Raw genomic sequence first — 23267 nt, 5'->3', positions numbered from 1 at the left:
TCGCTGAGCGGAGCGGGCGCGGCGGCAATGGGCGCGCCGGGAGCGTCATCGAAGAAACCGAAATCGTCGTCGCTGCTGGCGCTGGTTTCGCTGGCGCCGGGCGTGCCGGGCGCATCGTCGAAGAAGCCGAACGCATCGTCGTCGCTGGCGCTGTTTCCAGTTGCCACGGGGGCGTCGTCGAACAGGCCGAAGCCGTCACTGGCAACGGCCGCGACAGGCTCCGCCAGCCACGCGCGCAGACGCTCCACGGTGGCCGCCACCGGCGCATCCGGGTCGGGCACCTGGCTGCGGTGCGCGTCGAGCAGGCGCTGCAGGACGTCGCGGGCCTCGAGGAACACGCCGATCATGTCCACGTGCAGGGCGGTCTGCCCGCAGCGGATGCGATCGAGCAGGGTCTCCAGCTCGTGGGTCACGGCGGTCAGGTCGTCGAAGCCGAACATGCCGCTGGAACCCTTGATCGAGTGGGCGGCGCGGAAAATGCCATTGAGCGTCTCGGCGTCCGGCTGATCCAGGTCGAGCCCGATCAGCAGGAGTTCGAGGGTCGCCAGGTGCTCGTCGGTTTCCTCGAAGAACACCTGGAGGAACTGCTCCATTCCAGTGGCCATCGGCGGCTCCCTAGGGCAGGACCTTGCGGGTCACTTCGAGCAGTTTCGGCGGGTCGAACGGCTTGACCAGCCAGCCGGTGGCGCCCGCGCTCTTGCCCTGCTGCTTCATGGCGTCGCTGGATTCGGTGGTCAGCATGAGGATCGGCGTGCCGCGGTAGCCGGCCATGTCGCGCAGGCTGCGGATCAGCGTCAGGCCATCCATGTTCGGCATGTTCTGGTCGGTGAAGACCAGGCTGTAGGTCTTGCGCTGGGCCTTGCCCAGGCCGTCCTTGCCGTCCACGGCCTCGTCCACCTCGTAGCCGGCGGACTTGAGCGTGAAGCTCAGCATCTGCCGGATGGAGGCCGAGTCATCGACGATCAGTATCTGCTTTCCCATTGCGTTGGTTCTCCTCGGTTTGCAATGCGTTCTGCCTGGCGCCGGGCGCGCAGGTGCTCGCGCCATCCCGGCGCGCGAAAGGGTTGGGGCTCAGCCGATGAGGGCGAGGTTGGCGAGGTATTCGAAGACGGACTGCAGCATGTCGGGTGCTCCTGCTTGGCCTTCAGTTCAGAACAGTTCCACCTCGCCAGCGCTGAGGCTGGTCTGGGCGACCGGGTTGCTCAGGGGACGTTCGAGTTCGGCGACTTCGCCGCGCAGGCGTTCGCTCCACTCGCCGGGTTCGCGGCCATCCAGCGCGCCCAGCCCGACGGCGAGCGCGCCGAGACGGGCGCTGTGCTTGCCGATCTGGCCGAGCAGCTGGCTGCTCATGTCCTGGAACTGCAGCGCGGTGACCGCGGCGTTGACGCCGTCGCCCACTTCCAGGGAGATGCGGTCCAGCTCCTGCACCACCTTCACGGTGTGCTGGTTCATGGCGTCGAGGTCATCGAGCATGTGCTGGATCTTCTGCCGCGACTCCAGGGCGAAGGTCATGTCCTTGTCGGCCAGTTGGCTGATGGCGCCTTCGGCGTCCTTGATCTCGCGGTAGACCACGTCGACGTGCTCGCGGATGGCCTGGGAGAAGTGCGTCGAGCGGGTGGACAGTGCGCGCACCTCGTCGGCCACCACGGCGAATCCGCGGCCGCTTTCGCCGGCGCGGGCGGCCTCGATGGCGGCGTTCAAGGCCAGCAGGTTGGTCTGCTTGGCGATGGCGTCCATGTCCTGGGTGGACTGCAGGATCTCGGCGATCTTGTGCGTGACGCGGTCCATGCGCTCCACCAGCTGCTGCGAGGTGCGGCTGGTCTCCAGGGTGGCTTCGACGAACAGTCCGAGGGTTTCCTGGGTGGCGTGGATGAAGCGCTGGAAGTCGATGTCGTCATCCAGGTGGCCGCGTCCGTCGTAGCGCTCGATCAATGAGTGGGACAGGCCGCGTTGGATGTCGATGCGCTCGGCCAGGGCGTGGAAGCTGTCGGTCAGCTGGCGGATGGCCTGGTGCAGGAGGTTGTCGATCTGATGGGCGTGGCCGTTGAGCGAGCCCAGGTGGCCTTCCACGGCTTCCTGCAGCGGGCGCCATTGCGGCAGTTCGTCCCTGTTCAGGGTGGCCGCCGCCGCATCGGTGCCGGTTCTGCTGGCGCCGCACAGCAGGCTGCTCAGCACCAGGCTGGAGAGCCAGCCCACCGGGAGCATCCACCAGAAGGGCACGCCGACCGCGCAAAGGGCTGCCACGATGATCCATGGCAGTGACTGGATGACGAGGCGCCGCGGCCAGTCCTGGCCGGTCCCTTGAACCGCCTGGGGGTTCAACTGTGAATCGCGCATGCATGCACTCCATTGCCGGGCGCCGGTAACCGGGCCGAACGGCTGCTGACTACGTCTTGAGCAGGAATTCGGCCCAGCGATTTAAAACTAGAGGGCCGTTCGGTGATGTCAAATTGACGGCATTTTCCTGCCAAGCAGCAGTGGGCCTTGATTTAGACGGAGTTTTGCCGGAATGGCCGTCGATCACGGCTGTGTGGCGGGCGACGGGCGGTAGTGCGCAGCCCTTGTGCGACGCGGGTTCTAGCGATTTTTCGATGACAAAACGTGCCGGTAGGAGTGGCATCCGGAGCCACGCCGTTGGCGCAGGATCAACCGGGGCGTAGGAGCGTCAGATTGTAGGATGGGTGGAGCTTGCGATACCCATGCTGTCGGAGCACCGGATTGATGGGTATCGCTTCGCTCCACGCCATCCTACGGACAGCGTGCAGCAGGGGGCTTACAGCGTACCGAGCAGCTTGCGCGCCGCCTGCGTGTGATCGGCGATCAGGCGCTTCAGATCGAGGCCTTCGACTTCGCCGTCGACGACCCGCCAAATGCCCCCGATCATGATCCGGTCGGCCTTGTCGGCGCCGCACAGCAGCAGCGCGGACAGCGGGTCGTGGCTGCCGGAGAAGCGCAGTTCGTCGAGCTTGAACAGCGCAAGGTCCGCCTGCTTGCCGACCGCCAGCTCGCCGATGTCGCTGCGCCCGATGAGCTTCGCCGAGCCCCGGGTGGCCCAGCCCAGCGCGCGCTCCGGGGTGATCTGCTCGGCGCCGTAGCGCAGGCGCTGGATGTACAGGGCCTGGCGGGCCTCGAGGATCATGTTGGAGGCGTCGTTGGAGGCCGAACCGTCCACGCCGATGCCCACCGGCGCGCCGGCCGCCTCCAGCGCCACGGTCGGGCAGATGCCCGAGGCCAGGCGCATGTTCGAGCTGGGGCAATGGCAGACGCCGGTGCCGGCTTCGCCCAGGCGGCGGATTTCCTCGTCGTTGAAGTGGATGCCGTGGGCCAGCCAGGTGCGCGGGCCGAGCCAGCCGACGCTGTCCAGGTAGTCCACGGTGCGCAGGCCGAAACGCTGCAGGCAGAACTCCTCCTCGTCGAGGGTTTCGGCGAGGTGGGTGTGCAGGCGCACGTCCTCGCGCTCGGCGAGTTCTGCGCTGGCGCGCATGATTTCCGGGGTGACCGAGAAGGGCGAGCAGGGCGCCAGGGCGATCTGCACCTGGGCGCCTTCGCCGCGCTGGTGGTACTCGCGGATCAGCCGCTGGCTGTCGTCGAGGATGGCCTCGGCGCTCTGCACGGTCTGCTGCGGCGGCAGGCCGCCGTCGGCTTCGCCCAGGCTCATGGAGCCGCGGGTAAGCATGGCGCGCATGCCCAGCTCCTGGACCACGCCGGCCTGCACGTCGATCGCCTGCTCCAGGCCGTCGGGGAACAGGTAGTGGTGGTCGGCGGCGGTGGTGCATCCCGACAGCAGCAGTTCGGCCAGGGCGACCTTGGTGGCGACGCCGAGTTGCTCGGGAGTCAGGCGTGCCCATACCGGGTAGAGGGTCTTCAGCCAGGGAAACAACGGCTGGTTCACCACCGGCGCCCAGGCGCGGGTGAGGGTCTGGTAGAAGTGGTGGTGGGTGTTGATCAGGCCGGGCGTCAGCACGTGCTGGCTGGCGTCGAAGGTCTGTTCACAGGGAATGGAGGGCTGTTGGCCGAGAGCGACCAGTTCGACGATGCGGCCGTCCTGGACGACGATGCCGCCCCGGGCGTCGAGGTCGTTGGCGGTGAAGATGGCCAGCGGGTTGCGCAGCCAGAGACGCGGGGAAGACATGGATGAGTTCTCCAAACGGACGGAGCCGTTCGTTCGAGCCGGCTCCATGGGGTCATGGGAAGCCAGCTCAGTGTTCACCCTGTCTGCTGATCCAGGTCCGTTGACCCGAGGGTCAGACGTGGGCGCATGGTAACGCCCACGGGGCTGGCCGTCACCAGTCGATCGTCGCTCCCTGGTAGTCCAGGTAGAACTGCCCGCCACGGCCGGCGTGGCCTTCGACCTGGTCGGCGAGGCCCTTCACGCTGGTTGGCACGTCCAGCGGCGCGGACTCGCCGCCCATGTCGGTGCGCACCCAGCCCGGATGCAGATTGAGCACGGTAATGCCGGTTTCGCCCAGCCCGGCGACGAAGCTGCGGGTCAGCGAGTTGAGCGCCGCCTTGCTCGCGCGATACAGCGCCATGCCGCCGGACTCGTTGCCGGCGACGCTGCCCAGTTCCGAGGTCATGAAGGCCAGCACGCCGTTGTCGGCATCCAGGCGCGGCAGCAGGCGCTCGGCCAGGCGCAGCGGGGCGACCGCGTTGACCATGAACAGCTGGCCGACATCGGCAAGGCTGGCGTCGATGGCCGACTGGTGCGGCGGGCCGTAGATACCGGTGTTGATGAAGACGAGGTCGAAGCGCGCGCCGGCCAGGGCTTCGGCGAGGCGGTCCTGGGACTGCGCGTCGTCGAGCAGCAGGGACTCCACGCGTACCGGCAGCGCGGCCAGTTCTCCGGCATTGGCGGCGTCGCGCACGGTGGCGGTGACGTCCCAGCCGCGGTCCAGCAACTCGCGCACCAGGCCGAGACCGAGGCCGCGCGATGCGCCGATGATCAGGGCAGATTTCGGGGAGGTCATGGCAGGCTCCAGCGCTTTTGACGGAATCGGGAAAGAATAACCCACAGTGCGGGAGGGCATTTGCTCTTCCTGTAGGAGCGAGCTTGCTCGCGAACAGAGCTCCCCGGCCACGCTGGCGCTGGGCGGTTCGCGAGCAAGCTCGCTCCTACGAAAAGCGAAAAGCGAAAACGACAAGGCCCGGCATGCGCCGGGCCTTGTGGATAAAAAGCCCCGAAGAGTGTGCGCCGGGGCCTGGGCAAGAAAGCCCAATCAGTCGGTGGTGATCTTCGAGTGCTTCTGGGTGTCCTTCATGGTCACGTAGACCAGCAGCGAGCAGGCGATGCACGCGGTGACGTACCAGTAGAAGCCGCTCTCCATGCCGATGCTCTTGAACCACAGCGCCACGTACTCGGCGGTGCCGCCGAAGATGGACACGGTCAGCGCGTACGGCAGGCCCACGCCCAGGGCGCGGATCTCGGTGGGGAACAGCTCGGCCTTCACCACGGCGTTGATCGAGGTGTAGCCGCTGACGATGACCAGCGCGGCCATGATCAGGAAGAACGCGCCCCACCAGGTGTCGATGGTGTGCAGGGTGCTGAGGATCGGGTAGGTGAAGACGGTGCCCAGCACGCCGAAGGCGATCAGGATCGGACGGCGGCCGATCTTGTCCGACAGCGCGCCGACGATGGGCTGCAGCAGCATGAACAGGAACAGGGTGGCCGCCGAGATCATGGTGGAGTCGTTCTTGCTCATCCCCACCGTGTTCACCAGGTACTTCTGCATGTAGGTGGTGTAGGTGTAGAAGGCCAGGGTGCCGCCCATGGTCAGGCCGACCACGGTGAGGACTTCCTTGGGATGGCGGAACAGGGTGCGGATCAGGCTTTCCTTGGGCTCATCCTTCCTGGTGCTGAAGGACTCGGTCTCTTCCATGCCGCGACGCAGGAACATCGCCACGACCGCGCACAGCGCGCCGATGAAGAACGGAATACGCCAGCCCCAGCTTTCCAGCTGTTCGACGCTCAGGGTCTGCTGCAGCACGATCAGCACCGCCAGGGCGATGAGCTGGCCGGAGATCAGGGTCACGTACTGGAAGCTGGAGAAGAAGCCACGCTGCTCCTTGTTGGCCATCTCGCTCAGGTAGGTGGCGGAGGTGCCGTATTCGCCGCCGACCGACAGGCCCTGCAGCAGGCGCGCGAGCACCAGCAGGATGGGCGCGCCGACGCCGATGGTTTCGTAGCTCGGGGTCAGGGCGATGATCAGCGAGCCGAAGCACATCAGCAGGACCGAAGCCAGCAGCGCCGCCTTGCGGCCCTTGCGGTCGGCGTAGATGCCCATCAGCCAGCCGCCGATCGGGCGCATCAGGAAGCCCACGGCGAAGATCGCGGCGGTGTTGAGCAACTGGGCGGTCATGTCGCCCTGGGGGAAGAAGGCCTTGGCGAAGTACAGCGAGAAGGCGGCGTAGACGTACCAGTCGTACCACTCGACCAGGTTGCCGACCGAGCCACTGAAGATCGACTTGATGCGCTGGGAAGTCGTGCGGGGTGCGGCAGAAGCGGAGACGGCGCTTGCGCTATCCATGGGTATTCCTCTTGTCGTTGTTGTCGTCAGGCGTGCGGACTACTCGAAACGTCACGCCGGCGCGCCGCGAGGGCGGCGCAGTGTCGAGGGCGATAGCAGGCAGCGTGCCAAGGCGCGAAAGCCGCGTGGCATAAGGGTTGCGCAGGTTCCGAGGCGTGTGCGGGCAGGCGAAGGGGCGCCGATGGAGGCGAGGGGTGAGCGGAAATCCGCTGATTCCTGGGTCGTCTGTAGGAGCGAGCTTGCTCGCGAACAGGGTTCCCCGGTCACATCAGTGCTGGGCGGTTCGCGAGCAAGCTCGCTCCTACACCAGGGACGGTGGTGCGGGTTGCAGCCAATCGCGGACGAAGTCCGCTCCTACGCGAGGGTGGGCTTTGGGCAGGAGTGGACTCCGTCCGCGATTGGCATCCGCCGGCACGAACTACCGCTGGCGGAACAAATCCCCCGGCGTAAACCCGAACAACCCCTTGAACGACGCGATGTACGCCGAGGTGGAGTCATACCCGCAATCCAGCGCCGCTGCCGTCACACTGTCGCCGGCCTCCAGCGAGCCGAGGGAGGCGAGCAGGCGCTGGCGCTGGCGCCACAGGCGGAAGGTCATGCCGGTCTCGCGCTGGAACAAGCGCGACAGGGTCTTCTCCGAGGTACCGATACGCTGCGCCCAGTCGCCCAGCGTGTGGCTGTCGGTGGGCTGGTCGATCAGCGCCTGGCACAACTGCAGCAGGCGGGCCTCCTGCGGCATCGGCAGGGAGAAAGCGACTTCCGGCAGGTCGCGCAACTGGTCCAGCAGCACCTCCACCAGCCGCGATTCGGCGCTGTCGCCCTGGGGATAATCCACCGGCAGTTCGCAGAAGCTCTTGATCAGCTCGCGCGCCAGTGGTGTCACCTCCAGCACCCGGCAGCGGTCCGGCGCCCACCGGCAGGCGTCGTCGCGGATATAAAGGCTGCGCATTTCCGCCTGGGTCGAGGTCACCACTTCGTGGTCGAGGAAGGCCGGAATCCAGATGGCCCGTTGCGGCGGCGCGAAGAAGCTGCCCTCGGCCGTGTGTACACCCAGCACACCGGTGATGGCGTAGGACAGCTGCACCCAGGCATGGTGGTGCCGGCTGGTCCAGGAGCCGGCACGCAGCCGCTCGGCGCGCGCATAGACCGGCCGCGGCAGGCGGTCGAGCACCGGGATCAGGCGCTGCAGTTCGGGAGCTTGTCCTTTCATCGGCATAACCTGGGAAAGTATCGCTGGGGGTCGAAGTCTGGCAGGCCGCTCCGTCCCGCTCAAGCGGGATCGGGGCTGTTGCGGGCCCGAACGGCGGCGTTCGAGCCCAGAAGGAAACATCTGACAGCGCGACCGTCGGGCGGTCCGAGGCACTTTGGCAGGTGTGGCGAAGGTGCTTGTCTGGCATTATCCGCGCCCGGAAAAACGCGTGGTGCGTTCCGACGGCAGCTGTGTAGATTTCCCACAAGGCAGTTGTATACACAATTTGTGATGATTCGTTTCAACACAAGTTTCTCATGTATCCAATTTTCCGACAGGGAATCCTCGTTCCGGTGCCGCTCCCTCAAGGGATGCCCCGGAATCAGGCAAAGTTGTCCTGTGAGTCAGGAAATAGCCCGGCCCGTGCACCTGCGTTTTCCTTGCCAAAGGAGCGGACCCCCCAGGGTTCGTCATAAAAGTGGAGCATCTGGTCAGGATTGGCGCCAATCTTGCTTTTCCTCGCCAGGCCTGACCGACCGGACAGGTTCCACCGACAATTACAAACGCAACACGACTGCACTGATTAGGAGCAACGCATGACTCGCACTCTCGCATCCCTGCTGCTCGCCGGCGGGCTGCTCGCGGCCGGGCAGGCCATGGCTGGCGGTGAAGACCTGACTCCGGCCCCGGCCGTCAACGATGGCCCGCTGATCTGGCACAACGAAAGCCTGACCTACCTGTGGGGCAAGAACTTCAAGGTAGACCCGCCGATCCAGCAGACCTTCACCTTCGAGAGCGCGAGCGCCTGGACCTGGGGCGACATCTGGTTCTTCGTCGACCAGATCAACTACAACGGCAAGGAAAGCGCCACCAACGGCAAGAACACCTACTACGGCGAGTTCAGCCCGCGCCTGTCGTTCGGCAAGATCACCGGCACCGACCTGTCCTTCGGCCCGGTCAAGGACGTGCTGCTGGCCAGCACCTACGAGTTTGGCGAAGGCGACGTCGAGTCCTACCTGCTCGGTCCGGGCTTCGACCTGGCGCTGCCGGGCTTCGATTACTTCCAGCTGAACTTCTACTACCGCAAGCCCGACGGCAACCGCGTGCCGTCCGGCGCCTGGCAGATCACCCCGGCCTGGGCCATCACCTTCCCGGTGGGCAATTCCGACATCCTGTTCGACGGCTTCATGGACTGGGTCGTGAACAACAAGAGCGCCAGCTCCAGCGAGCGCAACCAGAGCGATTACCACGCCAACCTGCACTTCAACCCGCAGCTCAAGTATGACCTGGGCAAGTCCCTGGGCTACGAGGCCAAGCACCTGTACGTGGGTATCGAGTACGACTACTGGTCCGACAAGTACGGCATCAAGGATTCGCAGTACTTCACCACCGACCAGAACACCGTCAGCGCGCTGGTCAAGTACCACTTCTGATGTTCCCACCGACCCCGCCACCTGGCGGGGTCGGTCTTTTCAGGCTTCTTACGGAAATTTCGTGAGCCTGGGGCTGGATCTGCAAATCTTTCAGAAAGTGCTGACACACCCCTCGGCCTGCGGCCAATTGGTCGCGCGCTCGCGAGCCTCTAGCTTTGCATCTCTTTGGCTTCACCCAGGAGATGAGCAAATGAAGAAACTGTTGATCGCGGCCGTTGCCGCGAGCCTGTGCACCCCCGTGCTGGCGGCGCCGCTGGGGCACCCCAGCATTCCCGCGACCGATGTCCATGATCGCACCCACGCGGGCGGCTTCTATCAGGATGTCGTGTTCCGCACCCAGCCGGCGGCTGTGAAAGAAGATACGAAGGTCGACGAGGCAGTGGTCGCCACGACCGACTGCGCTCCGCTGTGGGGCGGCGGCAAGAATGACCAGGAGCCCCAGGCGCAGAACCCTGGCGACCAGGACGACAAGGATCGTGCTGCCGCCATCGTTCCGGTCCCGGCCACCTGCTCCGGCATGGGGCTGGCCACACCGCTGTATGGTCAGCTGACCGTCGGTGAGGCCGTGAGCATCGGCGCAGCGGTCGTCGCCGCCGGCGTCGCCATCGGCAACAGCGGTGGCGGTGGTGGTCACCACAGCTCCGGCACCACCGGCACCACCAAGTGATGCCAGGCCCCCGGCCGGCTGCCGGGGGCGCCGCGAGCAGGGCAGGAGCCGGATGAGCCCGGTTCCTGCCCTTTTTCGCGCCTCGCGCTTGATCCCGCTACCCGCCTGGGTTATCCATGCAGCGCCCCCGCTCAATGCACGGACATCCCGCATGACCCTCCAGGTACCCGCCCATACCGCGCCCAACGGCGAAAAGCCCGCCGGCCGCATTCGCCAGAAGAACGAGGAAGCCATCCTCGCCGCCGCCGAGGAGGAGTTCGCCCGCCACGGCTTCAAGGGCACCAGCATGAACACCATCGCCCAGCGCGTCGGCCTGCCCAAGGCCAACCTGCATTACTACTTCAGCAACAAGCTGGGGCTGTACGTGGCGGTGCTGAGCAACATCCTCGAGTTGTGGGACAGCACCTTCAACCACCTCACCGTGGACGATGATCCGGCCGTCGCGCTGGCGACGTACATCCGCGCCAAGATGGAATTCTCCCGCCGCTACCCCCAGGCTTCGCGGGTGTTTGCCATGGAGATCATCAGCGGTGGCGAATGCCTTTCCGAACACTTCAGCCAGGACTATCGCACCTGGTTCGCCGGCCGCGCCGCGGTATTCCAGGCCTGGATCGACGCCGGCAAGATGGACGCCGTCGACCCGGTGAACCTGATCTTCCTGATCTGGAGCAGCACCCAGCACTACGCCGACTTCGCCACCCAGATCGGCTTCGTCACCGGCCGCAAGCGCCTCTCCAGGCAGGATTTCAGCGATGCCAGCGACAACCTCATCCGCATCATCCTCAAGGGTTGCGGGCTGACGCCGCCGCCAACTTCTGCATGAGTTTCACCCTCGCCGGCCCTGCGGTTTACGAGGAAGACATCCGCAAGAGCCGCTTCCACTGCGTCGCCGCCCCCATTGCCAGCGAGGCCGAGGCCCAGGCCTTCCTCGCCGCCCACCGCGACCCCAGCGCCGGGCACAACTGCTGGGCCTGGAAGCTGGGCAACCAGTACCGCTTCAGCGACGACGGCGAGCCCGGCGGCACCGCCGGCCGGCCCATGCTGGTCGCCATCGAAGGGCAGGACATGGATCGCGTGGTGGTGGTGGTCAGTCGCTGGTTCGGTGGCATCAAGCTCGGCACCGGCGGTCTGGCCCGCGCCTACGGTGGCTGCGCAGCGAAATGCCTGCAGGATGCCGAACGCGTCGAACTGGTGCCCAGCAACCGGCTGGCATTCGACTGCAGCTTCGCCGAGCACGCACTGTTCAAGGCGCGAGTCCTGGCGCTCGGCGCCAGTGTCGAAGACGAAGCCTTTGGCGCAGGAGGCGTGCGCATGACGGTGAACCTGCCGACTACCCAGGTGAAGCCGCTGCAGAGGCTGCTGGGCGATCTCAGTCGTGGGCGCGTCCAGGCGCAATTGCTGAACACCTGATTCTTCTCCCCAGACGCCGTGGAACCGCCTGTGGATAACCTGTGGTCGGACTTCTCCTGCCCACGTACTCCGCAGCCTTCAGCGCTTCGCTCATTTTCTGATCAATTGTCCTGTGTCCTGTTGAGCAAAATATGAACAAGCTGTGGAAAAGGTGTGAGTGAAATTCCTCGAAAACAGGGGGCATCGCCGGTTCTGACCGGTCGGTGAGTTATTCATCGGATTGATACAGGGCTTGCAGTGCCTGGGCTAGGGCTTTTCACGGGGCGAGTGGGTCGCGTACGGCGGGTTGGGGGCAAATCTCTGGACAATCTGTGGGCAACTTGTGGGCAAGGTGTCTCGCCGACAACACACTCCGTGCGCTGATTGGCCGTGATCCCCCGCCATCCATCGCAAAAAGCCCGCCGCCTCGCTTGGGAAACCTGTGGATAACGCTGGGGAAAAGGCGCCGGCACGAGGCCGGCCCCAGAGCCCCTCAAAGGCGGAACTGCGCCATCTGCCGCGCAAGGTCATCGGCCAGGTTCCGCAGCTCGCGGCACTGCTCGCGTCCATGCTGAACTTCGCGGGTGGTGGCGTGGGCAAGATCGGCGATGCCCTGCACGTTGCGATTGATGTCCTCGGTCACCGCCGACTGCTCCTCGGTGGCCGTGGCGACCTGGTGGTTGATGTCGCTGATGCGCTCCACCTGGTCGGCGATGGCGCCCAGCGAGGCGCCGGCCTGTTCGCTGGCCGCCAGGCTCTGCCCGGTGGTCTGCTGGCTGGACTGCATCGAGCGTACGGCAGCCTCCGCGCCGTCCTTCAGGCGCTGGATGATCGCGAGGATTTCGTCGGTGGAGCCTTGTGTGCGGCTGGCCAGCGCGCGCACCTCATCGGCCACCACGGCGAAGCCACGCCCCAGTTCGCCAGCGCGCGCCGCCTCGATCGCGGCATTGAGGGCGAGCAGGTTGGTTTGCTCGGAAACGCCACGGATCACCGCCAGCACCTGGTCGATGCTCGCCACCTGCCCGGCCAGCTCGCCCACGGCGCCGGCCGCTTCGCCGATCTCCCCGGACATGCGCTGGCCGACCTGCAGCGAGCCGCCGACCACCCGCCTCGCTTCACCGGCTTCCTCACGTGCCTGTTGCGAGGCGCTGGCGGCCTGCTCGGCGTTGCGGGCGATTTCCTGCACCGTGCTGCCCATCTCGTTCACCGCCGTGGCAACCATGTCGGTCATTTCCTGCTGGCGGCCGGCACGGTCGGCGGTGTTGTCCACCACCTGCGCCACTTCGCCGACGGTGCGCAGCAGTTGCTGGCTGGTGCCGAGCACCGCACCGATCAGCGCACGCTGGCCTTCGAGGAAACTATTGAAGCCGCGCGCCAGGTCCCCGAGTTCGTCCGCCCGGCTGTCGTCCAGGCGGCGGGTGAGGTCGCCACCCCCGCCGCCGATCTCCAGCAGCGCGCCGGTGACCTGGCGGATCGGTCTGGCGAGGCTGCGCGCCATCAGCACCACCAGCGCCAGGCAGAGCAGGGCCACCACGGCCCCGGCGAGGCCGGAGAAGGCCAGCGCCTCGCGGGCGTCGGCGTAGATCTCCGCTTCCGGCACTTCGCTCACCAGGGTCCAGCCCAGGTCATGCAGGGGCAGGCTGGTGGCCAGGAAATCCTCGCCGCCGCGCTCGAAGCGGGCGCTGTGGAAGCCTTGCTGGCCAAGCAGTTGGCTCGCGGCGCTGGCGCCGATCAGGTCGCCGAGGTTGCGCCCCTTGGGCAGCGAGGCGTCGGGATGGATCTGCACCTGGCCGTCGTTCTTCACCAGGTACACGCGGCCGGACCGGCCGAAGCGGAAGTCGCGGATCAGCGTCGACAGCTCGCGCATCTCCAGGCCCAGCCCGGCGATGCCGAGCAGCTTGCCGTCCTGTTCCACGCGCTGGTCGATGAACAGCGCCAGTTCGCCGGTACTGCCGTCGGTGTCGATGTTCCACATGCGCGGCTTGCCGCTGTCGATGAACTGGAAGTACCAGCTGTCCTTCGGCTCGCTGCGGCTGAGCGTGCGCTCCTTGCCCTTGTCGCTGTAGTAGGCGCCACTGGCGTTGGAGGTGATCAGCGCCGAGAAGGCCTTCTGGGACGCGCGGATACCGCCCAGGTAGCGGGTGAACTCGGCCAGTTTCTCCTGGCTTTCGCCGGCGGCCAGCCAGTCCTGCACCAGGGTGTTCTCGGCGATGCCCGCCGCTGCGGTGATCGGGCCGGTGAGGCGCTTCTCGAAGTCGTTGGCAATCGCCTGGATGCTCGCCGGCAGCGCCTGTTCGAGCAGGTAGCGCTCGCTCAGGCGATTGACCAGCACGGCATACAGGCCGAGGACGATGAGCAGGCTGATGAGCAGGGCAGTGCCCATGCTGAGGATGAGTTGGGTCTGGATACTTCGCAGGCGCATTTTCTTGTTTTCCTCCGAACGCACAACGAAACGCCCGCCAGTGGCGGGCGAAGAGACGGGGTCGTTGAGGGTATCGGCGGCGCGGGGAAAAACTGTTGTCGCGTTGGTCAGGTTTTTGCGCGCTCCGACGCGTCGTCGCATGAGCCTTCGCTACACAGCGCGGCCCATTCCACGCCTTCGCGGGTCTGCCGGGCGGGGGCGTCCTGGTGGTAACGGGCGATGACCTGGGCAGCGATCGAGATCGCCACTTCCAGCGGGCGCTTGCCCGGCACTTCGGCGAGGCCGATGGGACAATGCATCTGCTCGATCACCTGCTGTGGATAACCGCGTTGCTCCAGGCGCATCTGGAAGCGCCGCGCCTTGGTCCGCGAGCCGATCATGCCGAGGAAGCCCGCGTCGCCGCGCTTGAGCACCGCCTCGGCGATGGCGTAGTCCAGCGGGTGGTTGTGGGTCATGACCAGGAAGTAGCTGCCGGGCGGCGCTTCGTGCACGGCGTCTTCGGGCTCATCCAGCAGGCGCACGCGCACGCCCTTGGGCACGGACTGGGGAAACTCAGCCGCCCGGCTGTCCACCCACTCCAGGCGCAGCGGCAGCCCGGCCAGCAGCGGCGCCAGGGCGCGGCCCACGTGGCCGGCGCCGAACAGCACGACCTGCGGCCCGCGTGCGGCGAAGCATTCGAACAACAGGCTGGCGCGTCCGCCACAGCATTGGCCCAGCCGCGCGCCCAGGGGAAAGTGCTCCAGCGCCTGTTGGTCCTTGCCGGCGAGCAGTAGCTGGCGCGCGTGTTCGATGGCGGCGAATTCCAGGTGGCCGCCGCCGATGGTGTCGAAGGCTTCCCCGGCGGTGACCAGCATCTTGCTGCCGGATTCGCGGGGCGTGGAGCCCTGCACGCCGATCACGGTGACCAGCACGTAGGGCTCGGCGCTGTCGCGCAGGCGGGCGATGGCTTCCATCCAGTGGCGGGTCATGGTTGGGGTTCCTGGGTCGAGTCGGGAGTTGGCGGATTTTCCCTCACCCCAACCCTCTCCCGGAGGGAAAGGGGGCTGTCCGCTGCAGCGGTCGCGGTCAGTGGGTCGTCTGACGCCGCAGATGTCGGTTGAATGCATGGGTTCGCCTCGCGCCGATCAGTCCCCTCTCCCGCTTGCGGGAGAGGGCTAGGGAGAGGGTGCTCTTGCTGAGACTGGCGCATCGCCTCACAGGCCCAGAGCACCCGCTCCGGCGTCGCCGGCGTATCCAGGTCGGGGCTCAGCCGGTAATCCGCCAGGCTGGCGATGGCATCGCGCAGCGCCGACCACACCGAGATTGCCAGCATGAACGGCGGCTCGCCCACGGCCTTGGACAGGTACACGCTGTCCTCCTCGTTGGGACGGTCGAACAGCGCCACGCGGAAATCTTCCGGGGCGTCGCTCGCCGCCGGGATCTTGTAGGTCGCCGGCCCAACGGTGAGCAGCTTGCCCGAGTCGTCCCAGCGCAGTTCCTCGGTGGTCAGCCAGCCCATGCCCTGGACGAAGCCGCCCTCGATCTGGCCGATGTCGATGGCCGGGTTCACGCTGCGGCCGACGTCGTGGAGGATGTCCACCCGCCGCACGCGGTATTCGCCGGTCAGCGTGTCCACTTCCACCTCGGACACCGCCGCGCCATAGGCGAAATAGAAGAACGGATGGCCCTGGCCCTTCTCGCGGTCGTAGAAGATTTTCGGCGTGCGGTAGAAGCCGGTGGCGGAGAGCTGGATGCGCGCGAAGTAGGCAGCCTGGATGACCTCGGTGAAGCCCAGGTGTTGCGCGCCGACAGTCACGCCGCCGTGCTCGAAGCGTATCTCCTGCGGCTTCACCCCATCGCGTTCGGCGAGGAAGTCGACCAGGCGCTTCTTCAGCGTACGCGCGGCATCGCGGGCGGCCATGCCATTCAGGTCGGTGCCGCTGGAGGCCGCGGTGGGCGAGGTGTTGGGCACCTTGTCGGTGCGCGTGGCAGTGATCACCACGCGCTCCAGCGGCACCTGGAATTCCTCGGCGACCAGCTGCGCGACCTTGGTGTTCAGGCCTTGGCCCATTTCCGTGCCGCCATGGTTCAGCTGGATGCTGCCGTCGGTGTAGAGGTGCACCAGCGCGCCGGCCTGGTTGAGGTGCTGCGCGGTGAAGGAGATGCCGAACTTCACCGGCGTCAGCGCCAAGCCCTTTCTCAGCACCGGGCTCCGTGCATTGAACTCATGGATCGCCAAGCGGCGCGCGGCATAGTCGCTGCTCTGCTCCAGCCGGGCGATCAGCTCGCCCAGCAGGTTGTGCTCGACCTTCTGGTGGTAGGGAGTCAGATCTCTACCCATCCCGCCGTAAAGATTCAGCTTGCGCACTTCGAGCGGGTCCTTGCCGACCGCGCGGGCGATGTCATCCATGGCGCGTTCGATGATCATCATCCCCTGCGGCCCGCCGAAGCCGCGGAAGGCAGTGTGCGAGACGATGTTGGTGAAGCTGCGGTAGCCGGAGATGGCGACGTCGGGGATGAAGTAGGCGTTGTCGGCATGGAACATCGCGCGGTCGACGATGGCATCGGAGAGGTCCGGCGAATGGCCGCAGTCGCCCACCACTTCGAGCTGCGCGGCGAGCAGCCGGCCGTCATCGTCGAAGCCGATGCGGTAGCGGTTATGGAAGGGGTGGCGCTTGCCGGTCAGGCGCATGTCGTCGGCGCGCGGCAGGCGCAACTTCACCGCGCGCCCGGTCCTGTGCGCGAGCAGCGCGGCGAGGCAGGCGAAAGGCGCGGCCTGGGTCTCCTTGCCGCCGAAACCACCGCCCATGCGCCGCACTTCCACCGTGACCTTGGCCAACGGAATCGCCAGCACCTCGGCCACCAGTTTCTGCACTTCGCTCGGGTGCTGGCTGGAGGTGTGCACCAGCATGCCGCCATCGTCGGTCGGCAACGCCAGCGAGGCCTGGCCTTCGAGGTAGAAGTGCTCCTGTCCTCCGATGAACTGGCGGGCCTCCAGCACCTGGGGCGCCTGTTCCAGCGCGGCCAAGGCATCGCCCCGGCGCATGTGGTGCGGCGGGCGCACGAAACGCTCCTCGGCCTTGGCTCGCAGCGGATCGATCAGCGGGTCTTCCTTCGCGTACTCGACCTTCGCCAGGAGCACCGCTCGGCTTGCCTGGATCAGGCTTTGCGCGGCGACGGCGAACAGCGCCTGGCCGTGGTACTTCACCCGCTCGCCGGCCAGCAGCGGGTCGCCGGGAAAGACCGGGCCGATGTCGGTGTGGCCGGGCACGTCGGCCAGGGTCAGCACGGCGACTACGCCGGGTGCGCGGCGCACGGCGTCGAGGTCGAGGGAGAGCACGGCGCCGCAGGCGATTTCAGTGAGGCCGACGGCGGCGTGCAGCAGGTCGCGCGGCTCCTTCAGATCGTCCGCATAGCGTGCCGCGCCGCTCACGTGCAGCGCGGCGCTGTCGTGCTCGCGGGGCTTGCCCGCGCTGTGGATGGCGACCGCGACGCCGTTGCTGGCCAGCGGTGGCAGGCTACGCATGGCGCACCTCCGCAGGGCTCTGGGTCCATTCCAGTAGTGCGCGCTGCAGCAGGTTCTGCGCCACCTTCAGGCGATAGGCGGCGCTGGCGCGCAGGTCGTCGATGGGCTGGAAATCCACCGGGATCGCGGCTTGCGCAGCGGTCACCGCAGCGGCATCGAAGGGCCTGCCGCGCAGGACCGCTTCGGTGTTGGCACCGCGTAATGGCGTGGCGGCCATGCCCCCGCAGGCCAGGCGTGCGTCAGTGATGGTGCCGGCTTCGTCGAAGTCCAGGCGCAGCGCCAGGCAGACGGCGGAAATATCGTCGTCGCGGCGCTTGGACACCTTGTCGACGCGGAAGCGCTGATGGCTGCGCAGGCGCGGAATCAGCAGCGCCTCGATGTACTCGCCGGGTTGCAGCACAGTCTGGCGATAGCCGGTGAAGAAGCCGTCGAGGGGAACTTCGCGGGTAACCCCCGCCTTGCGCAGGCGCAGCCGGGCATCCAGGGCCAGCAGCACCGGTGGCATGTCGCCGATGGGCGAGGCGTTGGCGATGTTGCCGCCCAGGGTGCCGCGCTGGCGGATCTGCAGCGAACCCAGACGTTCCAGCAGGGCAGCGACGCCAGGGAATTCCTGCAGCGCGTCGAAGCAGTCGGCGTAGGTCCGCGCGGCGCCGATCAGCAGGTGTTCGGGGTGGACTTCCAGGCGTTGCAGCTCGCTCACCCGGTCGAGGTGGATCAGCGCCGCAAACGCCCTGAGGTTCTGCGTGGCTTCCAGCGCCAGGTCGGTGCCGCCGGCGATCAGTCGTGCCTGCGGATGACTTTGGAGCAGCGCGTCCAGCTCATCCAGCGAACCGGGCAACCAGGCCTGGGCCTCGTCCTCGCGCAGCGCGCCGGCGGTGGATATCTCCTGCAGGCGGGCCACGGTCAGGGCGGAGTTCTGCTCGAAGTGATCGTGGCAGGGCTGTCCGGCGATCTGCGTGGCGGCGTCGAGGATCGGCCGGTAGCCGGTGCAGCGGCACAGGTTGCCGGAGAGAGCGGTCAGTGCCGTCTCGCGATCATGCGGCGGCGGCGAGTGGCGCCAGGCGAACAGCGACATGACGATGCCCGGCGTGCAGAAGCCGCACTGCGAGGCGTGGCAGTCCACCATGGCCTGCTGCACCGGGTGCAGCGCGCCGGGCCCGCCGAGGTGTTCCACGGTCAGTACCTGGCGCCCGTGCACCGCTCCCAGCAGGGTGATGCAGGCGTTCACCGCGCGATAGCGCAGCGCTTCGCCCTCGGGCTCGGCGAGCACCACGGTGCAGGCGCCGCAGTCGCCCGAGGCGCAGCCCTCCTTGGTGCCGGTACGCGCGCGGTGGATGCGCAGGTAGTCGAGCAGGCTGGTCTCGGGCGCGAAGCCGTCGGCGTGGACCGTTTCGTCGCCGAGCAGGAACTGGATCATCGGGAGTCCTCGTCGTCATGCGTGCGGCGGCGCCGCCTCGCGAAGGCTGTCCTTGGACGGCGAGAGCCGCTTGGCGAAGGGCCCTCAGGCACAAGCATAGGCTCGTGGGCAGGCTTGACCAGCGAAGCAGGAACACCGGCGCGCTCGGAAATCTTCGAAGCGCCGTACGTCGCGACTGGCGTTGTCCTGGCGATCATTTCGGGCCAAGGTAAAAGTCCCGCGCCCGCCGCCGGTTTCGCGGGGGCGGTCGCCGAGCCGCTGCGCAGAGGCTTCGGAGGCGTTTTTCATGCGTAGGACGGGGCGCTTCGCTTGATAGGAAACTTCTTCCTTTTATAGATATCTCCATAGAGAGACTCAATTTCCGTGATGCCCTAAATCAATGGGCATTCCTTGTCATCAGGCGATAATCTTGCCCCTGTCGAATTTCAACCGATCGACCACTCGATTAAACGACAAACTCTCATTGAGGAATTGCCTAATGTCCCTGATCAACACCCCCGTTCAACCGTTCAAGGTCAACGCTTTCCATAACGGCAAGTTCATCGAAGTCACCGAAGAATCCCTCAAGGGCAAGTGGTCCGTTCTGATCTTCATGCCGGCAGCCTTCACCTTCAACTGCCCGACCGAGATCGAAGACGCCGCCAACAACTACGCCGAGTTCCAGAAGGCCGGTACCGAGGTCTACATCGTGACCACCGATACCCACTTCTCCCACAAGGTGTGGCACGAAACTTCCCCGGCCGTTGGCAAAGCCCAGTTCCCGCTGATCGGTGACCCGACCCACCAGCTGACCAACGCCTTCGGCGTACACATCCCGGAAGAAGGCCTGGCTCTGCGCGGCACCTTCGTGATCAACCCGGAAGGCATCATCAAGACCGTCGAAATCCACTCCAACGAGATCGCTCGTGACGTCGGCGAAACCCTGCGCAAGCTGAAAGCTGCCCAGTACACCGCCGCTCACCCGGGCGAAGTCTGCCCGGCCAAGTGGAAAGAAGGCGAGAAGACCCTGGCTCCGTCGCTGGACCTGGTCGGCAAGATCTAAGAACGCGCCGGGAAGCGGTTTCGCGGCGGCTCCCGCCGCGCAACCACCGGGCGCCCGCCCACGAAAGCTTCCCGAGCCGTTTGGCTACACCCCGAGGATGTCTACCGGCATCCTCCCTACCCAAGCCAAAAGCGTGCGTAGGGTGGGCTGAAAAGTCTGCCGGGGAACCCCTTTGCTCAAATTCCGAGGATTTGAATCATGTTGGACGCCACTCTTAAAACCCAGTTGAAGGCCTACCTGGAAAAGGTCCAGCAGCCGTTCGAGATCGTCGCGTCCCTCGATGACAGCGACAAATCCCGCGAGATGAGCGAGCTGCTGCACGAAATCGTCGGCCTGACCGACAAGATCACCCTGCGTGAAGATGGCAGCGACGAGCGCAAGCCGTCCTTCGCGCTGAACCGCCCGGGGGCGAACATCGGCCTGGCTTTCGCCGGCATCCCCATGGGCCACGAATTCACCTCCCTGGTGCTGGCGCTGCTGCAGGTCGGCGGCCACCCGTCCAAGCTCGAAGCCGACGTGATCGAGCAGATCAAGGGCATCCAGGGTTCGTTCGAGTTCGAAACCTACTTCTCGCTGTCCTGCCAGAACTGCCCGGACGTCGTCCAGGCGCTGAACCTGATGGCCGTGCTCAACCCGAACATCCGCCACGTCGCCATCGACGGCGCGCTGTTCCAGGAAGAAGTCGAGCGCCGCCAGGTGATGGCTGTGCCGAGCATCTACCTCAACGGTGAAGTGTTCGGCCAGGGCCGCATGGGCGTGGAAGAAATCCTCGCCAAGATCGACACCGGCGCCGCTGCCCGCGAAGCCGAGAAACTGTCGGCGAAGGAAGAATTCGACGTGCTGGTCGTCGGCGGTGGCCCGGCTGGCGCTGCGGCAGCGATCTACGCCGCGCGTAAAGGCATCCGTACCGGTGTCGCAGCCGAACGCTTCGGCGGCCAGGTGCTGGACACCATGGCCATCGAGAACTTCATCTCGGTAACCGAGACCGAAGGCCCGAAACTGGCGCGTCAGCTGGAAGAACACGTCAAGCACTACGACGTCGACATCATGAACCTGCAGCGCGCCAGCGCGCTGATCCCGGCGAAGACTGCCGGCGGCCTGCACGAAGTGCAGTTCGAGGGCGGCGGCAGCCTGAAGGCCAAGTCGCTGATCCTCGCCACCGGCGCCCGCTGGCGCGAAATGGGCGTGCCGGGCGAGAAGGAGTACAAGGCCAAGGGCGTGTGCTTCTGCCCGCACTGCGACGGCCCGCTGTTCAAGGGCAAGCGCGTGGCGGTGATCGGCGGCGGCAACTCCGGCGTCGAGGCGGCGATCGACCTGGCTGGCATCGTGTCCCACGTGACCCTGCTGGAGTTCGACAGCAAGCTGCGCGCCGACGCCGTGCTGCAACGCAAGCTGTTCAGCCTGCCGAACGTGGACGTGATCACCAGCGCGCTGACCAGCGAAGTGAAAGGCGATGGCCAGAAGGTCACCGGCCTGGTCTACAAGGACCGCAACTCGGAAGAGTTCAAGTCCATCGACCTGGAAGGCATCTTCGTGCAGATCGGCCTGCTGCCCAACAGCGAATGGCTCAAGGGCACCATCGAGCTGACCTCGCGTGGCGAGATCATCGTCGACGCTCGCGGCGAGACTTCGCTGCCGGGCATCTTCGCTGCCGGTGACGTGACCACCGTTCCGTACAAGCAGATCGTGATCGCGGTCGGCGAAGGCGCCAAGGCGTCGCTCTCCGCCTTCGACCACCTGATCCGCTCCTCCGCGCCAGCCTGATGACCTCGCGCTAGAGAAAGAAACGCCCGGTTCACGAGAGTGAGCCGGGCGTTTTCTTTGGTGCGGGAAAAGCGTTCGCGAGCAAGCTCGCTCCTACAGGCTCATGGCGAGCTCGCTCCTCGTAGGAGCGAGCTTGCTCGCGAACATCGCCGCTCCGAACCTTCAGAGAATCGGCGACACCAGCCGCGCCACCCGCATCCCCAGCTGTTGCAGCCGGTGCACGCGCTTGCGGTCGTCCAGAGTCATCTCCACCGACTGGGCGAAATCTTCCTCCAGCATGGCCTCCACGTCTCGGGCGAAGCCGTCGTCGACGGTGATCACCATGATCTCGAAGTTCAGGCGGAAGGATCGGTTGTCCAGGTTGGCGCTGCCCACGGCGGCGCTGTCGTGGTCGATCAGCACCACCTTCTGGTGCAGGAACCCCGGCTGGTAGCGGAATACCCGCACGCCGGCGCGCACGGCCTCCAGCGCATACAGGCTGGACGCGGCATACACCGTCTTGTGGTCCGGCCGCGAGGGCAGCAGGATGCGCACGTCCACGCCGCGCAGCACCGCCAGGCGCAGGGCGGCGGCGACGGCTTCGTCAGGGACGAAATACGGCGTGGTGATCCACACCCGCTCCACCGCCGCGTTGATCGATTCGACGAAGAACAGCGAGCAGGTTTCCTGGGTATCCGCCGGGCCGCTGGGCACTACCTGGCAGAGCATCCCGGCGTCGTCGTAGCCATCGGGCAGGATCAGCGTCGGCAGCGCGTGGGTGGCCCAGAACCAGTCCTCGGCGAAGCATTCCTGCAGGCAGGCCACGGCGGGCCCGTGCAGCTCGATGTGGGTGTCGCGCCAGGGCGCCAGCGGCGGTTTCTCGCCCAGGTACTCGACCCCCACGTTGTGCCCGCCGACGAAGCCGCGCACGCCGTCGACCACCACGATCTTGCGGTGGTTGCGGAAGTTCACCTGGAAGCGGTTGATCATCCCGCTGCCGGTGCTGAAGGCGTGCACCTGCACGCCGCCCTGGCGCAGGCGCTCGATGTAGCGGCGCGACAGCGCATGACTGCCGATGCCGTCATACAGCAGGAACACGTCCACGCCGTTGGCCGCGCGCTCCAGCAGCAACTGTGCGAGGCGCTGGCCCAGGGCGTCGTCGCGGACGATGAAGAACTGCACCAGGATGACTTTCCGCGCGCTGGAAATGGCCTCGAACATCGCCTCGAAGGAAGCCTTGCCGTTCACCAGCAGGCGCACCTTGTTGTTCGCCAGCGTCGGCATGCGCGCCAGGGCGACCATGGCCTTGAGCGATTTGTAGGCATGGTACTGGCGGGCGGCGAGGGCTTCTTCCACCCAGGGCCGCCAGTCCAGTTCGGCGGCGGCCACGTGCATTTCCTCGTTGGCCTGCCGGCGTGCGCCGATGTAGGCGTCGAAGCGGCTGCGGCCGAATACCAGATAGGGCACCAGCGTCAGCAGCGGCATGAACACCAGCGAGGTCGCCCAGGCGATGGCGCCCTGCGCGGTGCGCACGCTGAGCACGGCGTGGACGGCAGCGACTATCCCCAGCAACTGGATGACCACCAGCAGGTGTGCGATGTAGGCGGAGTACTGCATGGGCGCGCGATCGGTTCCTTGTGGTCGGCGGTGTGCTTGAGCCTAGTCGGCTCCCGGCGGCTGTGGCCAGTGGTGGATGGGACCGCGCCAGTGCTCGTAGGCCTTGCCCAGGCGCAGGACATCGATGTCGGCGAAGCGCGGGCCGACGATCTGCAGGCCGATGGGCATGCCTTCGGCGGTGAAGCCGCAGTTGATCGAAAGTGCCGGTTGCTCGGACATGTTCCAGGGCACGGTGAAGCCGATGTGCTCGAAGGGCAGCGCCGGGTCATTGGTGGGCGAGGCCCATTCGGCCGGGAAGGCAGAGACCTGGTTGGTCGGC

At 66.3% G+C, this 23267-nt stretch carries 19 protein-coding genes and 1 pseudogene; 6 read left to right on the top strand and 14 right to left on the bottom strand.

Annotation, left to right across the window (positions count from 1 at the left end; all coding sequences use genetic code 11):
• The 7 genes from ACCC94_RS14850 to ACCC94_RS14820 all read right to left on the bottom strand — a co-directional run.
• Nucleotides 1-605: Hpt domain-containing protein (locus ACCC94_RS14850; protein WP_413350263.1), on the bottom strand; the 605-nt coding region annotated here is incomplete at its 3' end.
• A gap of 10 nt (nucleotides 606-615) precedes the next feature.
• On the bottom strand, nucleotides 616-981 hold the full coding sequence (locus ACCC94_RS14845; RefSeq protein ID WP_413350262.1) for a response regulator: 366 nt from the start codon (nucleotides 979-981) through the stop codon (nucleotides 616-618).
• Nucleotides 982-1149: 168 nt separating this feature from the next.
• Nucleotides 1150-2205, bottom strand: coding sequence for a methyl-accepting chemotaxis protein (locus tag ACCC94_RS14840; RefSeq protein ID WP_413350265.1), 1056 nt, complete (start codon nucleotides 2203-2205; stop codon nucleotides 1150-1152).
• Nucleotides 2206-2773: 568 nt separating this feature from the next.
• A complete protein-coding gene (locus ACCC94_RS14835) occupies nucleotides 2774-4132 on the bottom strand; it encodes an 8-oxoguanine deaminase (protein WP_413350261.1) in 1359 nt (452 codons plus the stop codon).
• A gap of 151 nt (nucleotides 4133-4283) precedes the next feature.
• Nucleotides 4284-4967 (bottom strand): SDR family oxidoreductase, encoded by a 684-nt coding sequence (locus ACCC94_RS14830; RefSeq protein WP_413350260.1) that lies wholly within the window; start codon nucleotides 4965-4967, stop codon nucleotides 4284-4286.
• Between the two features lie 249 nt (nucleotides 4968-5216).
• On the bottom strand, nucleotides 5217-6524 hold the full coding sequence (locus ACCC94_RS14825) for an MFS transporter (RefSeq protein WP_413350259.1): 1308 nt from the start codon (nucleotides 6522-6524) through the stop codon (nucleotides 5217-5219).
• A gap of 418 nt (nucleotides 6525-6942) precedes the next feature.
• Nucleotides 6943-7740, bottom strand: coding sequence for an AraC family transcriptional regulator (locus ACCC94_RS14820; RefSeq protein ID WP_413350258.1), 798 nt, complete (start codon nucleotides 7738-7740; stop codon nucleotides 6943-6945).
• A gap of 569 nt (nucleotides 7741-8309) precedes the next feature.
• Between ACCC94_RS14820 and ACCC94_RS14815 the strand changes: the two genes are divergently transcribed.
• The 4 genes from ACCC94_RS14815 to ACCC94_RS14800 all read left to right on the top strand — a co-directional run bounded on the left by ACCC94_RS14815 (nucleotide 8310) and on the right by ACCC94_RS14800 (nucleotide 11223).
• Nucleotides 8310-9146, top strand: a complete 837-nt coding sequence (locus ACCC94_RS14815) for an outer membrane protein OmpK (protein ID WP_413350257.1) — start codon at nucleotides 8310-8312, stop codon at nucleotides 9144-9146.
• Between the two features lie 190 nt (nucleotides 9147-9336).
• Nucleotides 9337-9813, top strand: a complete 477-nt coding sequence (locus ACCC94_RS14810) for a hypothetical protein (protein ID WP_413350256.1) — start codon at nucleotides 9337-9339, stop codon at nucleotides 9811-9813.
• A 151-nt stretch (nucleotides 9814-9964) separates the two neighbouring features.
• Complete coding sequence (locus ACCC94_RS14805) at nucleotides 9965-10636, top strand: TetR/AcrR family transcriptional regulator (RefSeq protein ID WP_413350255.1); 672 nt, start codon at nucleotides 9965-9967, stop codon at nucleotides 10634-10636.
• On the top strand, nucleotides 10633-11223 hold the full coding sequence (locus ACCC94_RS14800; protein WP_413350254.1) for an IMPACT family protein: 591 nt from the start codon (nucleotides 10633-10635) through the stop codon (nucleotides 11221-11223). Before ACCC94_RS14805 ends, ACCC94_RS14800 begins: the two co-directional genes overlap by 4 nt.
• 472 nt (nucleotides 11224-11695) lie before the next feature.
• Here ACCC94_RS14800 and ACCC94_RS14795 read toward each other — a convergent pair whose 3' ends face one another.
• The 5 genes and pseudogenes from ACCC94_RS14795 to xdhA all read right to left on the bottom strand — a co-directional run bounded on the left by ACCC94_RS14795 (nucleotide 11696) and on the right by xdhA (nucleotide 18546).
• Nucleotides 11696-12424, bottom strand: coding sequence for a methyl-accepting chemotaxis protein (locus ACCC94_RS14795; RefSeq protein WP_413350264.1), 729 nt, complete (start codon nucleotides 12422-12424; stop codon nucleotides 11696-11698).
• A 138-nt stretch (nucleotides 12425-12562) separates the two neighbouring features.
• Nucleotides 12563-13585 (bottom strand): annotated as a pseudogene (locus ACCC94_RS14790) (cache domain-containing protein); the annotation flags it as partial.
• Nucleotides 13586-13731: 146 nt separating this feature from the next.
• Nucleotides 13732-14592 carry a xanthine dehydrogenase accessory protein XdhC gene (xdhC, locus tag ACCC94_RS14785; protein ID WP_413350253.1) on the bottom strand — a complete coding sequence of 287 codons (861 nt, stop codon included), beginning with the start codon at nucleotides 14590-14592 and terminating at the stop codon, nucleotides 13732-13734.
• Nucleotides 14589-17129 carry a xanthine dehydrogenase molybdopterin binding subunit gene (gene xdhB / locus ACCC94_RS14780; RefSeq protein ID WP_413350252.1) on the bottom strand — a complete coding sequence of 847 codons (2541 nt, stop codon included), beginning with the start codon at nucleotides 17127-17129 and terminating at the stop codon, nucleotides 14589-14591. The genes xdhC and xdhB overlap by 4 nt, the downstream gene beginning before the upstream one ends.
• Nucleotides 17122-18546: a xanthine dehydrogenase small subunit gene (gene xdhA, locus ACCC94_RS14775; protein WP_413350251.1), complete on the bottom strand. Its 1425-nt coding sequence runs from the start codon at nucleotides 18544-18546 to the stop codon at nucleotides 17122-17124. The genes xdhB and xdhA overlap by 8 nt, the downstream gene beginning before the upstream one ends.
• A gap of 478 nt (nucleotides 18547-19024) precedes the next feature.
• Here xdhA and ahpC point away from each other — a divergent pair, with 478 nt between their 5' ends.
• Together ahpC and ahpF are read left to right on the top strand one after the other, a co-directional pair.
• Nucleotides 19025-19588, top strand: a complete 564-nt coding sequence (ahpC, locus tag ACCC94_RS14770) for an alkyl hydroperoxide reductase subunit C (RefSeq protein ID WP_017517843.1) — start codon at nucleotides 19025-19027, stop codon at nucleotides 19586-19588.
• Nucleotides 19589-19786: 198 nt separating this feature from the next.
• On the top strand, nucleotides 19787-21352 hold the full coding sequence (gene ahpF / locus ACCC94_RS14765) for an alkyl hydroperoxide reductase subunit F (RefSeq protein ID WP_413350250.1): 1566 nt from the start codon (nucleotides 19787-19789) through the stop codon (nucleotides 21350-21352).
• A gap of 162 nt (nucleotides 21353-21514) precedes the next feature.
• On the opposite strand, the gene cls is transcribed toward ahpF, so the two are convergent.
• Together cls and ACCC94_RS14755 are read right to left on the bottom strand one after the other, a co-directional pair.
• The gene (cls, locus tag ACCC94_RS14760; protein WP_413350249.1) at nucleotides 21515-22948 is read right to left on the bottom strand and encodes a cardiolipin synthase; all 1434 of its coding nucleotides are present in this window, start codon (nucleotides 22946-22948) and stop codon (nucleotides 21515-21517) included.
• Between the two features lie 42 nt (nucleotides 22949-22990).
• The coding region (locus tag ACCC94_RS14755; RefSeq protein ID WP_413350248.1) for an amidase family protein at nucleotides 22991-23267 on the bottom strand (277 nt) is incomplete at its 5' end.

The sequence above is a fragment of the Pseudomonas sp. Pseusp97 genome (genome assembly GCF_047304025.1).
In the GTDB taxonomy this organism is placed as follows: Bacteria; Pseudomonadota; Gammaproteobacteria; order Pseudomonadales; family Pseudomonadaceae; genus Pseudomonas.
The sequence above is the reverse complement of the archived record's forward strand: the minus strand, read 5'-3'. Positions and strand labels throughout refer to the sequence as shown.